Consider the following 13,108-nt stretch of genomic DNA (forward strand, 5'->3'; position numbering starts at 1 on the left):
ACCGGCCGGACCGGAAGAGCCTCAATAAGCGTGATTTCGTCTCGCGGCAGGGTGTCGCGGCGGTCGAGCATGCGAACTAAAAGGTCTTTGCCGAACATCGCAGTCCCTGACCAAATCAGGAATCGAGTTCCAGCGGCTCGTGCCCCGGCTGATCGTGCCAGATGACGCGCCGCAGGTCCCGAGCATCTACAACTTGGTCGCCTGTCGGGCACAGATAGAAATGGTCGCTTTCATGCTCGACCTCTTCGCTATGCAGCTTGCCTGTAATGGGCGGCCCTAGTTGTGAAAGGTTGGTCATTGTTCGAGAATCGTTCTTTTTTGAGTCACGGCGTTCCGAGCCTCTGAGCCTCCCGACACAGGGTCTCGCGATCATTACCGTGCTTGCCAAAAAGGTCGCGGATCCTGCGGTATTGAGAGGCCGAACTTAATGGCGAAATAGCAGAACTCATATTTTTCGTCACCCGCGACGCGGTTTCCGCCCCAGAACCTCTATTGCACTTGTCGTCGGCCATTTTGATTTCCTCCCTGGCTGGCCTTCAGATCAAGCGCAACGCGGATCAGCAACATTTGTTGCCGCCTCCCATTAGAATCACGTTATGTTCCGTCTAGCTAATATATACCGCCGACCCAGACTCGATCAGGTGGGCAAACCTGTGAGTGCCGCGCCCGGCCGGCTCGAGTTCATTCCGCCGATGCCTACCTGGTAGCCAAGCCGCCCCAAGGTGACGACTGGATTCACGAGGCCCAGTTCGACAGCCACCGCTCGCAGATCGTTATGAGCCGCAAGTTTTGAGTTGCGTCTGCACGAGTAATTGCCTGGGGTGAGTTCGGGTAATTGCCATGTGCAGGGTCCGCGATTTCGCCCAGCTTCAACTGTCAGGAGGCGATGGAGCCTGGCTTTCAAGCGATGGTCGATTGCATGCTAGAGGCCGGCTGGACGCGCCGAGAGAGGCGCAACTCGCGATCGCCCATGCCATAATCCGCGCCGGCCGGTCGCGCTAAGTTAAAACGCAGTCAGCCGACTGCCGCGAATGGCCGACATGGTGGAAAGCTGGCGTATTCTCATTGGTCGCTCGAACAAGCCATTGAGGGGTCGTGGGCAGGGCAGTGTTGCTATTAAATCAACTCGTCGCATGGGATTGGCGCAGTGTTTCTGCAGTCGGCGGATGTTTATTTGTGAGCGCAGGTCTGCACCTGCATCCTTTGGCGCTATTACACGTTTGCCCCGCGAAGAAGATGCTCTGGGCCGGCAGCCATGTCGAAGAAAACAACCGACGACGCTTACGAAGTTCAAGTGCAACTTGAGCGGCGGGCCGGACGGGAGGGCCGCGGGCGCGATGCCGAATGGCCGTCAGAGATTCCCAGCCGCGGCTGGAAGGACGTGCTGTGGCGGCTCTTTGCTGAGGTAACCGAGGACCGTGTTATCCTGATTGCGGCCGGGGCCGCATTCTATCTGCTCCTTGCCCTCTTTCCAGCGCTTGCCGCGTTCGTGTCCATCTACGGTTTCGTCGCCGATCCTCAGACCATCGCTGAGCACATTGCGTTCCTTGGCGGCGTACTGCCTTCGGGCGGTCTGGATATTATCAGATCTCAGCTTGCGTCCTTGGCCGCTCAGAAGACTGGCGCGCTTAGCTTCGGCTTCATCTTCGGCCTTGCCGTCGCACTGTGGAGCGCCAGTAACGGCATCAAGACGCTATTCGAAGCCATGAACATCGCCTACGAGGAGAGTGAAAAGCGCGGCTTTATCTATCTGAATCTCCTGGCCTTGGGCTTCACACTTGGCGCCATCCTCATCGGTATTGGGTTTATCGTCTCGGTGGGGATCGTGCCGGCCATGCTTGCGCTGCTGAACCTCGGCGGCTGGACCGAAGCCCTTGTGCGGATCTTTCGGTGGCCGATGATGCTGATCATGGTCGGCCTCGGGATTATGCTGATCTATCGCTACGGCCCCAGCCGCGAAAGGGCAAAGTGGCAATGGGCGACATGGGGCGCCTTCCTCGCGGCTGTGGTCTGGATCGCAGTCTCGATAGGATTCTCCTATTATTTTGAACACTTCGCCGACTACAACGCGACGTATGGAGCCCTGGGGGCAGTCATCGGCTTGATGATGTGGACCTGGATCTCCGTGATTGTCCTGATTGTGGGTGCGGAGCTGAATGCCGAGATGGAGCATCAGACTGCCAAGGACACCACCACAGGTGCGCAGCAGCCGATGGGTGCGCGAGGTGCCACGGTCGCCGACACGCTGGGCGGATCGGCCGATGCCGCCGACCAGCAGTCGCGTTCGGGCGAGCACAACACTTAGCGCGCAGATCACTTGGAATCTCCGCGCAACTTCGCTTGGCGCAATCACTGACATCAGCATTGGCGACGAGTTTGCAAGGACGGCTCATCATGGGCTATGGCAAGTCAGATCGCGAGCGTATGAATACCTTCAGGCGCAGTCCCCATCCTGCTCAGACCCCGCGGATGGCAAGCGCGACATCGGCGGAGAACGGCGGCACATCAAGCTTCAGCCAGCCGTCCGAATTCGCTTGCCATTCCGCTGTTTGCCTGCCGGCGTTGGTACCCCAGGCGATGACGCGATAGGTGCCGCGAGCCAACCCGGGCAGCTCCAAGGCAGCCGGAACCGGCACAGCGCCGGCACGAAGCATACCGTTTCGCCCGATCGTGTCGCGGCGAACCAGCCAGACCACTGCCTGGGAATCGTCGCCGCAGGCGACAGTAAGTTAGCGGGTCGCCCGCCCAACCAGAAATATTTCAGCCGAAGGGGAACCTCACGGTCGCAGGCAAGTTCGGTACGCAATGTGGGGGAGATTGCGCCATCTCATCGGATGTATCGTTGTCGTGCTTGCGATATTCTCCTTCCTCGGATTCCATTAGGAGAGACCATGCAGCGCGACGACGATCAACGAGGCTCGGCTTGAGAGCGCCAGTCTGTCATCCTGAGGTCGACCTCTGCTCACCGACAATACCTGGACTCGGCTCCGCTCACGCTCGCTTGGTCAACATTCGACGCTTGCACCCGTACCACTCAGGCGACGTGATGGCGGCCCGAATGAAATTGTGGTGGAGGTCGAAACTAGCAATGGCCGATCGCCTAGCGGGAGCGCTGGCGCGAGCCTTGGCCGACGGGTTGCACTTATGAGCAACGAGCCGGCGCGTCTGCCAGGCGAATATCCGTCCGAGTTTGCCAGTTTCTTCATGGCTGGCTTCGAATGTTCCTCGCATCGGCGCGGCGACGGAGTGCGCCTCGATTTGAATCGCGCAACCGCACACGACAAACATGCTCTCGGCGACTATCGCAGCTGTGCTGCCCTTGGGCTTCGCACGATCCGCGACGGCTTGCGCTGGCACCTGATTGAAACAGCGCCAGGAGTCTTCGACTGGTCGGGTTGGATCTCAATGATCGAAGCAGCCCACGCGGCGGGGGTGCAGGTCGTCTGGGATATCTTCCACTATGGCTCACCAGATCACGTAGACCAAGGCGCCCCAGACTTTACAGAAGCCTATGTCCGCTTCGCCGCTGAAGCTGTCCGGGTCCACCGCTCCGTCACGGGAGTAGCTCCCTTGGTGTGCCCGATCAATGAGATCTCATTTTTCGCATGGGCGATAGAGGTCGGCTATTTCCCACGCGTGGGGCCGAAGAAGCGGGGATGGTTCAAGCGACAGCTTGTGAGGGCAGCGGTTGCCGGCGTCAAGGCGATGCGCGATGCCGAACCTGATTGCCGGTTCATATGGGCTGAACCGCTAATTCACGTTGCGCCCCGTGACCATAGTCGTGCCGAGCAGCGGCGCGCGGAAAATGTTCGTCAGGGCCAGTTTGAAGCCTATGACATGCTGACGGGCCGTGCCGAGCCTGAATTGGGCGGCAGCGAGGACTGTGTCGACGTCATCGGACTTAACTTTTATCCGCACAACCAATGGTACTTTCAGGGGCCAACGATACCGATGGGCCACCACGAATATCGGGCGCTTTCCGAAATGTTGGTCGAAGTCGCAGAGCGCTACAGAAAGCCCATGTTCATCGCCGAGACAGGCGCTGAAGGATCAGGCCGGCCGGCATGGCTCCATTATGTTTGCGATGAGGTCCGTGACGCAATGAGCCGTGGTGCCCCGGTTCAGGGTATATGTCTGTACCCGGTGACCGCGTATCCCGGCTGGGACAATTTGCGCCACGCGGACGTCGGCTTGTTCTCTACGATTCATGCCGACGGTTCGCGCAGTCTTCGCCAGCCGGTTGCCGATGAATTGGATCGCCAGCGCAGATTGTTCGCGGCAGGTGTTTCGTAGCGGTCGAAGAAGGAACGGGCCACTTAGGTGGGGAACTGCTCCGAATGTTGGCCGAGCATCGTCCGCTGCGTAAGCATCTGCACGGTGCCGGTTGCCGGCAGGCTCTGTTGAATGCGCGCGAACGTCGCCAAAGCTTGACCGACGACCTGATCCATATTGTAGTAGCGGTACGTGGCTAGGCGCCCGACGAACCACACGTCGGAGCACGCCGCTGCCAGTGCTTCATAGCGTTTGTACAGCGCCTCGTTTTCCGCCCGCGGCACCGGGTAATAGGGATCGCCGATATCGGTTGGATATTCGTAAGTCAGGCTGGTCTTCGGGCTCTGCTGACCGGTCAGATGCTTGTACTCGGTAATGCGGGTATAGTTTTCCGTCTGCGGATAGTTGACAACGGCGACCGGCTGAAACTGCTCGCAATCAAGCGTCGCGTGTTCGAACCGCAGTGACCGATAAGGCAGACGACCAAGGCTCCAGTCGAAATATTCATCAATCGGCCCGGTGTAGATCATCCGCTGAAAGGGGATCTTGTCGCGAATTTCGCGATAATCGGTCTGCAGCATGATCTTGATCCTTGGGTTGTCCAGCATGCGCTGGAACATGCGTGTATACCCGCCAGCCGGCATATTCTGGAAAGTGTCGCCAAAGTAGCGATCATCGCGGTTGGTTCGGGTAGGGACCCGCGCAGTCACGGACTTGCTTAGTTGGGCCGGATCGACGCCCCACTGCTTCCTTGTATAGCCGCGAAAGAATTTTTCGTAGAGTTCTCTGCCAACGGTGCTCACAACCACGTCTTCGGCGGTTCGGACTTCCTCGACCGTTTCTCGCCGGGATGCGAAGAACTCCTCCAACTGCTCGGGCGTCAATTCAAGATCGTACAGGCGATTGATCGTGTCGAGGTTGATCGGTATCGGCAGCAGTTTTCCGTCGACCGAAGACAGTACGCGATGTTCGTAAGGCCTCCATTCGGTGAATTGCGAGAGATAGTCGATGATCGATCGGGCGTTGGTGTGGAATATATGCGGCCCATAGCGGTGGACCAGAATTCCCGCTTCGTCGTAACAGTCATAAGCGTTGCCGCCGATGTGATTTCGCCGGTCGATGAGCAGGACGCTTTCATGCCGTTGCGATGCGATGCGTTCGGCGAGCACGCTGCCAGCGAAGCCGGCGCCGACAATCAACCAATCGAACATGGTCAGGCTCCCCGGCGCAAAGGCACAATGCTTTTCATTGCATAGGCGCGCTGAATATGGGCAGCCATTGCTTCCCACGTTCGTTCCCAGGACATGTTAGCGAGGTAGGCATCGACTTCCTTCAGCAGGAAATTCCGGGGACGTGACAGAACGGACCGAAGCTTGGTTTCGATATCTTCGGCGTCGACGATGTCGACCAGGCCTTCAGCACCATAGGTGCGCACGACGTCCACAATCGCCGTGGAGACCACCGGCAGCCCGGCGGCCAGGAACTCAGGAGTTTTGGTCGGGCTGATATAGCGTGTCGCCTCATTGAGCGCGAAGGGCATCCAGCCGGCGCTCCAATGCCCGAGATAGCGAGGCAGGTCGGCGTAGGACTTGGCACCCAGCCAATGCAAGTTACTTGCGCGCGGCAGGCTTAGCGGGTCGATCTTGACCACCGGGCCGAGCATGACGAAATGCACTTCGGGCATTGCCGCAGCCGCCTGTGCGATCATTTCAACGTCGAGCCGTTCGTCGATCACGCCGAAGAAGCCCACTCTCGGTTGAGGTATGTCTGCCTGGTCTACAGGGTCATCGCCGGGCTCTCTTGCCTTGTGGAAATGCGCAACGTCGATGCTGCTGGGGAAGGGAAAAATCGACCTATGGAGGCTTCGTTTGGCCTCGTACAGACTCTGCCCGCCCGTGAACACGACATCAGCGCGCTGGAACAGCGCTTTTTCCATCTGCGTCAACTCTGCCGGTGCGTTCTTGAAGGCGGAGAGTTCATCCATGCAGTCGTAGACGCATACATCGCAGGCTAGATGGTCACTGAAACGCAGCGCCATGGGCGTGTAGTACCATATAGTCAGCCGGTCATGCGGAGTTGAGTTGACGATCTGGTCGACGAACCTGCGCTGGATGGCGTCTGCCTTTGTTGCGGAAATGCCGACCGGAAGAACCGGGGTTACGATTGTGATCATTGCAGACGGATCGTTCACCCGCATCGAAGGATAGCGTGTTTCCTCGTAGACCGGCTCCTCAAAGTAAATTAGCTGCTGCTGTTTTGAGGCGTGCGTCAGAATATGCTGCGGGCGTTGGTGTACGAAATCCCACCTGAGGTGAGAAAAGCAAAGTAAAATGGACGATTTTAGGGGGATATTTGGTTTATTTTTTTTGCCGCCCGCTATTTTCATGTAAGAATCCCTTTAGTTATAGTTTACAATTCTCAGATTAACATATGTTAACCGAAGCTCGCTCCTGCTGAAGCCTTCATCCGTACATCTAACTTTCATTTGAGTAAGTTGTTCCACGGATTTTAATTGGCTGGAGCCGCCGAGCCGGCCACTAGCGCACTTGTTCGAAGAGAAGCGGCGCTGCTACCAACACCCGACGGACAGCGCCTCGGCCAAGGCGGGGGCCCTTGCAGCTTCAGATCTCGCCAAATGTGGCGCATTGCCACAGAACGGCTGAAATCCGCTCAGTCGTTCAACAACCATTCATGAGCGCAGGTATAAAAGTTAATGAGCTGCGCATGATTCGTTTTGGTCGCCACAAATGGCCCAACGCATGGGCCGATGAAGGCAGCCACCGTGAGAGAGCCGCAAGGAATGAAGTTTAACTTTGAAACCAACGTCTTTCCGTTGTTTCACCCGCAGTCCGTGGATGATCTGAAGGATCCTTGTCCGGTGTTCGACGGCACGCTTTGGCACGTCTTCGGTTCCAGCGGCACTGTCACGACCGAGAGCTGGAAAATACTACATGCCACGGCTCCGGACCTTTATGGGCCGTGGACTGAGCATGAGGCGCTCGACTTGGCGGTAACCGGATCGGGCATAGCGGCGCCCGGCGTCATCCATGAATGCGGCGTTTTCCACATGTTCATCCAGACCGAATTCATGAAGTCCGGCGGACGTTGCGAGCATGCGGTGTCCAATGACGGCTTTCATTGGGTGGTGCTGAATCCGGCGATATTGTCCCTGCCGGACACCGATGAGGACGGGATCTACGATCCCCATCCGGCGATCATCGGCGGCAAGCGCTACATCGTCTATTCAGGCATGCCTAAATTCACCAGGGTGCCGCAGCCTGACGTCTATCTGGCGCGCAGCCAATCCGATTCCTGGTTCGGGCCGTGGAAACGTCTCGGTAAGATATTGGACCATCTCGACGTTCCCCATCACAACGCGCGCGAGCATCCGGACTACGAATGGGGGATCGAGGGCGCCCAACTGGTCGAATTACCTGACGGTCGCGTGCTTCTCAACGCCACCTGCTTCCTTCCCGACGGTCCGCGCGGAAGTCGTCAGCGCGTATTCTTCGCCATCGCCGACGAGGTCCAGGGTCCCTACGTGTCGGTCGGCCCCGTGCTTGATCCTGGTGAGCCTGGGGAGAACGGCCATTCGACAGTGATGATCGACGGCGGGAAACTGACCTTGTTTTACCAGAGCAGACGTGAGGCAACGAACCATCGCTGGCGTTTCGGACTGGCTAGGTGCGACCTGGATCAGCAAGTCCTTTCACGAGTCGCCTAACAGGGACGACCAGCCCACTTCAGATAATCATCTTTGTAATCGGGTTGCTGCCGCGTCCTCAATCAATCCCGATCGGTGAGGCCAGGCGGCGTCACGATTGGCGGGAGACATCGTTCTCGCAGAGAATTCTTTTAGGTGGAAGGCTGGTCTCGCCGCCGGCGACTTTGGCGAGCAGCATCCCCAAGGTCAGGCGCGCTCGTTCATGGGTGCGCCGACAAAAATATTCTCAAGAATCTCGATAGATAGAGACGCCAAGTATCAGAGCATCACGCGATCCCTCGATAGCGAAATGGCTGGCGGAGCGGGAAGTGAATTGAACCAGGGGTTGACCCACGAAGTCAGAGTGACGTGCAGCGAGACGTCTCAAAGGAACCTTTCCGGCGTTGCGAGCTTGTTGAGCATGCGTTTCACAACCCCGTGAGCGACAACAAAAACGCTGGAACCAAAAGGAAATCCGCCATGGCGAAAGAAAAGACATTGGACGATCTCTTCCTCGATACGCTCAAAGATATCTATTACGCGGAAAAGAAGATCCTGAAGGCGCTTCCCAAGATGGCGCGCGCCGCCTCATCGGCCGATCTGAAGGCAGCCTTCGAGAAGCACAAGGACGAAACCGACGGTCATGTCGAGCGCCTGCAGCAGGTTTTCGAGCTCCTTGGCAAGCGAGCACAGGGCAAGACGTGTCCTGCGATCGACGGCGTCATCGAGGAGGGCGAGGAGATTATGGAGGAGTTCAAGGGAACTCCCGCACTGGACGCCGGTCTGATCTCCGCTGCCCAGGCTGTCGAGCACTACGAGATCACCCGCTATGGCACGCTGAAGCGCTGGGCCGAGGTCTTGGGCATGAGCGACGCCGCCAAGCTGCTCGAACAGACGCTCGGCGAAGAGTCTATGACAGACGAGGCGCTCACCGGATTGGCGGACGCCTCGGCCAACGAAATGGCCAAGGCCGCCTGATCACACAACAGCCACCCCAACTGTGTTGGGGTGGCTGTTTCACTTCCAACATCCGTCTTTCGATAGGAGACAATCATGGGTCGTGGCATTCTACTCTGGCTGCTCGGAGTTCCTATTCCGATCATCATCCTTCTCGCGCTGTTCATGCGGTAGGAGGAATCCATGGCATCAACCATCCTGGCGACCGACGTCGCCGCGCCGGTCGAGTCCTCGTCATCCGCAGTCAACTGGGGACCGATCATCGCCGGCGCCTTCGCTGCATCGACCCTGACGTTCATCCTGATGCTTCTCGGGTCCGGCCTCGGGCTCACGATGGTGTCTCCATGGTCCAACGAAAGCGCCAGCGTCACCACCTTCGCTGTGTCCACTGCGATCTGGCTGGTCATCGTGCAATGGTTGTCATCCGGGCTCGGGGGTTACCTGACCGGGCGCCTTCGCACCAAATGGGTCGGCATTCATACGGACGAGACGTTCTTCCGGGATACCGCGCACGGATTCATGGCCTGGGCGCTGGCGACGCTTCTGGTCGTGTTCGTGCTCGGTTCGGCGCTGTCCGCGGCAATCGGCACCGGCGTCAAGGCGGCCTCGACAGTGGCCTCGGGAGCAGCAATGGGTGCCTCGGCAGGGGCGACCGCAAACGCCGGGAACGACGGAGGCAGCGGCGCGGCGTCGTATTTCGTCGATGCGCTGTTCCGTCCGAACGATCCTTCCAGGCTGGCGACGCTGGGCGCGGAGGGCGATGCGACAGCAGCCGCACAAGCCTCCCGCATCCTCATTACGAGTGCGGCGGCCGGCGAAGTCTCGGCCGACGACAAGACTTATCTGGGCCAACTCGTGGCCGCTCGCACTGGCTTGTTGCAAGCGGATGCTACTGCCCGGGTTGATGCGGTGCTTGCTCAGGTCGAGGCGGCCAAAGTCCAAGCACAGGAAGCAGCCGACACAGCTAGAAAAGCCGGCGCCAGCTTCGCGCTGGTTGGCGCGCTTTCTCTCATGATCGGTGCGTTCATCGCCAGCGCAGCGGCAGCGTTAGGCGGCAAGCAGCGCGACGACGAAGAAGACGCGCTCCATCTCACAGGCAGTCGAAGCTGAAGACGTCTACTCCCGGCCGACCGAGAGGATCGGCCGGACTCCACCTCCCGCCGCGCTCCCTTGTCTTTGTGCAACGCAGCAACGATATTGCTGCACGTGCGTTGCACAGATGGCCGTCCATTCCGGGCGTCACAACAGGGACGGCTCCATTGCGAAAAATCTCTGATACCATCGCCCGCCGTGCCGCGCTGCAGGCGCGACATGCCGCACATCCCGCCGACCTCGGTGCGTCAGACCACCTCTGGACGCTGGCCGACTTCGGTACCAATCCTGGCGGGTTGGAAGCGAAGTTCTACATTCCCAATGACCTATCCAAGGGCACCCCGCTCGTCGTCGTGCTGCATGGCTGCACCCAGAACGCGGCCGGCTATGACCATCATTCCGGCTGGTCCCAACTCGCCGACGAGGCTGGCTTCGCGCTGCTCTTTCCCGAACAGCAACGCGGCAACAATCCGAACCTCTGTTTCAACTGGTTCCAGCCTGGCGACACCAAGCGTGGTTCGGGCGAGGCGCTTTCGATTCGCCAGATGATCGAGACGATGGTCGTCACCCATGGTCTCGACCGAAGGCGAATCTTCATCACCGGCCTCTCGGCCGGAGGCGCAATGGCAGCGGCCATGCTGGCGACCTATCCGGAAGTGTTTGCCGGCGGTGCGTTAATTGCCGGCCTGCCCTACGGCAGCGCAACGACAATCCCAGAGGCCTTCGATCGCATGCGCGGCCACGGCGGTCCTTCGGAACAGGATCTGCAACGGGCCCTCCGCGGCGCATCGGATCATCGGGGACCGTGGCCGAGGATTTCGATTTGGCACGGTGCCGCTGACCACACGGTTTCGCCTTCCAACGCGGAAGCGATCGCAGGCCAGTGGCGGGGAGTCCACCGGCTTGAGAAAGCGCCGACGCGTCGGGAAGCTGCCGGACCGCACGCAAAGCAGGTCTGGCGTAACGGGGCGGGAGATGCCTTGATCGAAATCAACATGATCGCCGGGATGGGCCACGGGACGCCGCTCGGCAACGGCCTCGGCGCTCCGGGACCTTATATGCTTGATGTCGGCATCGCCTCCACACGCGAGATCGCGCAGTTTTGGGGGATCGCGGCAACCGAGGATAGCGCCTCCCGGAAATCGAGGCCGCAATTGCCCGCCAGCCGACGGCAACTACCCCAGTCACCGGCGCCAAGTATACAAAATGCGAAGACGAAGCCCCCGCAGCCGACTGCCATCCATCAATCGCGCCAGCCCGGCGTGAAGAAGATCATTGAAGATGCCCTGCGGGCGGCGGGCCTGATGCGCTAGGCGGACGGCGCGAATCGCTCGCCGACTGTCTCGCCGGCCCGCGAAGGTCAAGCGGCTCCGACCAGGCAAGGGAACGCGTCGTTCTTTGGAATCGGTGACCGCTTTTCATTGAGCGGTCGCCATGCACCTCGTCCAGATCCTGCTTCCCCGCGCGGACAACACCGGTCGCCCATTGGCCGGGAAGATTTCGACCGGAGACAAGGGTTCTCTCGGTGTGGTTCGTCGCGAGCGGCCCGCGTTATGGCTACGAGGCTGTGCCGCCGGAGACCTATGCGGCGTTCCGAAACGCCTTCGTAAAGGGCCGGTTCTTCAACGACCACTTTCGCGACCGTTGCCGGCACCGCCCGATTGCCGAAGCACAGCGAGCGTTGCCTGCACGCGGAGACTCATGCGCCGGTTTCGGAGTTTGACGCGCCGGCTGGCTTTGATTCCGGGGAGCCCTTGTGGCGTAGGAAAATCGACAGCAGGACCAGGACGGCCGTCGACATGAATTCCGACTGCCAGTTCTGAAAGGACTCGAACCATAGCTGGGCGTCGAGAAGATAGTCTCCCAGGGATTGAACCTCGCCGCCGTGCCGAAGCGCCTCCTCGTTCGCGGCCGCCAGGCTCGCCCACCAATGCAAGGCAAATGAGATGATGAACAGCAGGGCCAGCGCCAAGCCCAGCGAGTATGAATAGAGCCACGACAGGATCGGGTTGCGCCTGCGGGTGGCGGTCGGAAGTTCGTCCTCGGGCCGGTTGGGATCATCGGGATCACGAGACTCGGCGGAACCGCGCTGGAACAGCATTGCAGTCAGCATGACATAGGCCGACATCTGCAGGAATTCGCTTTCCCAGTTTTCGAAGAGCGCCGAGAGGAAGTCGCCGCTTTTCAAATAAGCCAACAGTCCGATCGCTGCCGAGCCATGCTCACGAAGTTCTTCATTGTAGGCAGAATGCCCCGACCAGATCATGACGAGTGCGCTGAACAGGAACATCGCCACCAGGGCGATCGTAAGCCCGTTGTCCCGAAATATGGTTCTCATGATCTTGTCTCCCACGGAGCCTTCGGCTAGCGCCAGTTCTCCAGAACCTCTTCAATCCTCACCGCCTCGACTTGCTCGCTGAAGCGAGAGCGGTAGAGCTCCAACAGTGCGTCATGCGTCTGGTCGACCGAACTGCAGATGGCATCGGTCGCAAGGACGACACGAAAACCACGGTCGATGGCGCCGAGGACCGTGGCAAGCACGCAGACATCGGTTTCGCCGCCGGTGATGACCAGCGTGTCGATCCCTGACCCGTTGAGCATCGCGTCGAGCCGGCCTTCAGTCCACGGCGAATAGACATGCTTGTCGAGCGTTCTTGCCGGCGGCACGAACCGCGCCAGAGAAGGCATCAGATCGACGAGGCCGGCATCGATGTTGGCAAGGGTGACCTCGGCCCAACGCCGATAATACCGCGCCCACATGCCCGGTCCTTCGCCAGGCCGGGCGGCCGGAACAAAACGTGTGAACAGCGTTTGCTGCGGATGTCTTGCGGTCAATTCCTCGATGACCGGCAGCACGTTTTGCGCCCACGGCACGGCCCAAGGCCCGCCCGGCGCGAACAGGCGCTGCATGTCAACGCAGAGATGTAGGGAATTCTCACCAAGCGGACCGTGTACCAGGCCTAGGGCGGCCATGATCAGCCGCGGCCGCGGTCGGGTGATGCATAGCCTCTATCTGAGCGCGGGCATAGCCCGGGAGGTCCCGCCGTAGCCTCGTATCTCTGCCAATCCGCCTTTAGCCGTTGC

14 protein-coding genes are annotated in these 13,108 nt (G+C 59.6%); 7 read left to right on the forward strand and 7 right to left on the reverse strand.

Translation table 11 applies throughout. From position 1 onward, the window contains the following. Positions 1-115 precede the first annotated feature (115 nt). Positions 116-298, reverse strand: coding sequence for a hypothetical protein (locus AC0L16_RS24805; RefSeq protein ID WP_473529282.1), 183 nt, complete (start codon positions 296-298; stop codon positions 116-118). A gap of 25 nt (positions 299-323) precedes the next feature. After that, positions 324-512, reverse strand: coding sequence for a hypothetical protein (locus AC0L16_RS24810; protein ID WP_244602958.1), 189 nt, complete (start codon positions 510-512; stop codon positions 324-326). A gap of 743 nt (positions 513-1,255) precedes the next feature. Here AC0L16_RS24810 and AC0L16_RS24815 point away from each other — a divergent pair. Further along, positions 1,256-2,305 carry a YihY/virulence factor BrkB family protein gene (locus tag AC0L16_RS24815; RefSeq protein ID WP_473623874.1) on the forward strand — a complete coding sequence of 350 codons (1,050 nt, stop codon included), beginning with the start codon at positions 1,256-1,258 and terminating at the stop codon, positions 2,303-2,305. 151 nt (positions 2,306-2,456) lie between these two features. Here the strand turns inward: AC0L16_RS24815 and AC0L16_RS24820 are convergent, their stop codons facing one another. Further along, entirely contained in the window at positions 2,457-2,654 is a 198-nt protein-coding gene (locus AC0L16_RS24820; RefSeq protein ID WP_133254831.1) for a hypothetical protein, read from the reverse strand. A gap of 490 nt (positions 2,655-3,144) precedes the next feature. Between AC0L16_RS24820 and AC0L16_RS24825 the strand changes: the two genes are divergently transcribed. Beyond that, positions 3,145-4,293 (forward strand): glycoside hydrolase family 1 protein, encoded by a 1,149-nt coding sequence (locus AC0L16_RS24825; RefSeq protein WP_473623876.1) that lies wholly within the window; start codon positions 3,145-3,147, stop codon positions 4,291-4,293. A gap of 23 nt (positions 4,294-4,316) precedes the next feature. Here the strand turns inward: AC0L16_RS24825 and glf are convergent, their stop codons facing one another. Then, entirely contained in the window at positions 4,317-5,483 is a 1,167-nt protein-coding gene (gene glf / locus AC0L16_RS24830; protein ID WP_473623877.1) for a UDP-galactopyranose mutase, read from the reverse strand. A 2-nt stretch (positions 5,484-5,485) separates the two neighbouring features. Next, positions 5,486-6,658, reverse strand: coding sequence for a glycosyltransferase family protein (locus AC0L16_RS24835; RefSeq protein ID WP_473623878.1), 1,173 nt, complete (start codon positions 6,656-6,658; stop codon positions 5,486-5,488). 381 nt (positions 6,659-7,039) lie between these two features. Here AC0L16_RS24835 and AC0L16_RS24840 point away from each other — a divergent pair, with 381 nt between their 5' ends. The 5 genes from AC0L16_RS24840 to AC0L16_RS24860 all read left to right on the forward strand — a co-directional run bounded on the left by AC0L16_RS24840 (position 7,040) and on the right by AC0L16_RS24860 (position 11,747). Beyond that, entirely contained in the window at positions 7,040-7,996 is a 957-nt protein-coding gene (locus AC0L16_RS24840; RefSeq protein ID WP_473623880.1) for a glycoside hydrolase family protein, read from the forward strand. 459 nt (positions 7,997-8,455) lie between these two features. Further along, positions 8,456-8,953, forward strand: a complete 498-nt coding sequence (locus AC0L16_RS24845; protein WP_292404776.1) for a YciE/YciF ferroxidase family protein — start codon at positions 8,456-8,458, stop codon at positions 8,951-8,953. A gap of 162 nt (positions 8,954-9,115) precedes the next feature. Further along, positions 9,116-10,042 carry a hypothetical protein gene (locus AC0L16_RS24850; RefSeq protein ID WP_473623881.1) on the forward strand — a complete coding sequence of 309 codons (927 nt, stop codon included), beginning with the start codon at positions 9,116-9,118 and terminating at the stop codon, positions 10,040-10,042. 149 nt (positions 10,043-10,191) lie between these two features. Continuing rightward, positions 10,192-11,337 carry an extracellular catalytic domain type 1 short-chain-length polyhydroxyalkanoate depolymerase gene (locus tag AC0L16_RS24855; protein WP_473623882.1) on the forward strand — a complete coding sequence of 382 codons (1,146 nt, stop codon included), beginning with the start codon at positions 10,192-10,194 and terminating at the stop codon, positions 11,335-11,337. Between the two features lie 212 nt (positions 11,338-11,549). Continuing rightward, a complete protein-coding gene (locus AC0L16_RS24860; protein ID WP_473623884.1) occupies positions 11,550-11,747 on the forward strand; it encodes a KTSC domain-containing protein in 198 nt (65 codons plus the stop codon). Here the strand turns inward: AC0L16_RS24860 and AC0L16_RS24865 are convergent. Next, a complete protein-coding gene (locus AC0L16_RS24865; protein ID WP_473623885.1) occupies positions 11,724-12,362 on the reverse strand; it encodes a DUF6766 family protein in 639 nt (212 codons plus the stop codon). The genes AC0L16_RS24860 and AC0L16_RS24865 overlap by 24 nt on opposite strands. A 26-nt stretch (positions 12,363-12,388) precedes the next feature. Beyond that, the gene (locus AC0L16_RS24870; protein WP_473587405.1) at positions 12,389-12,997 is read right to left on the reverse strand and encodes a cysteine hydrolase family protein; all 609 of its coding nucleotides are present in this window, start codon (positions 12,995-12,997) and stop codon (positions 12,389-12,391) included. Positions 12,998-13,108: the final 111 nt, after the last annotated feature.

The organism is Mesorhizobium sp. WSM4848 (assembly GCF_055811375.1).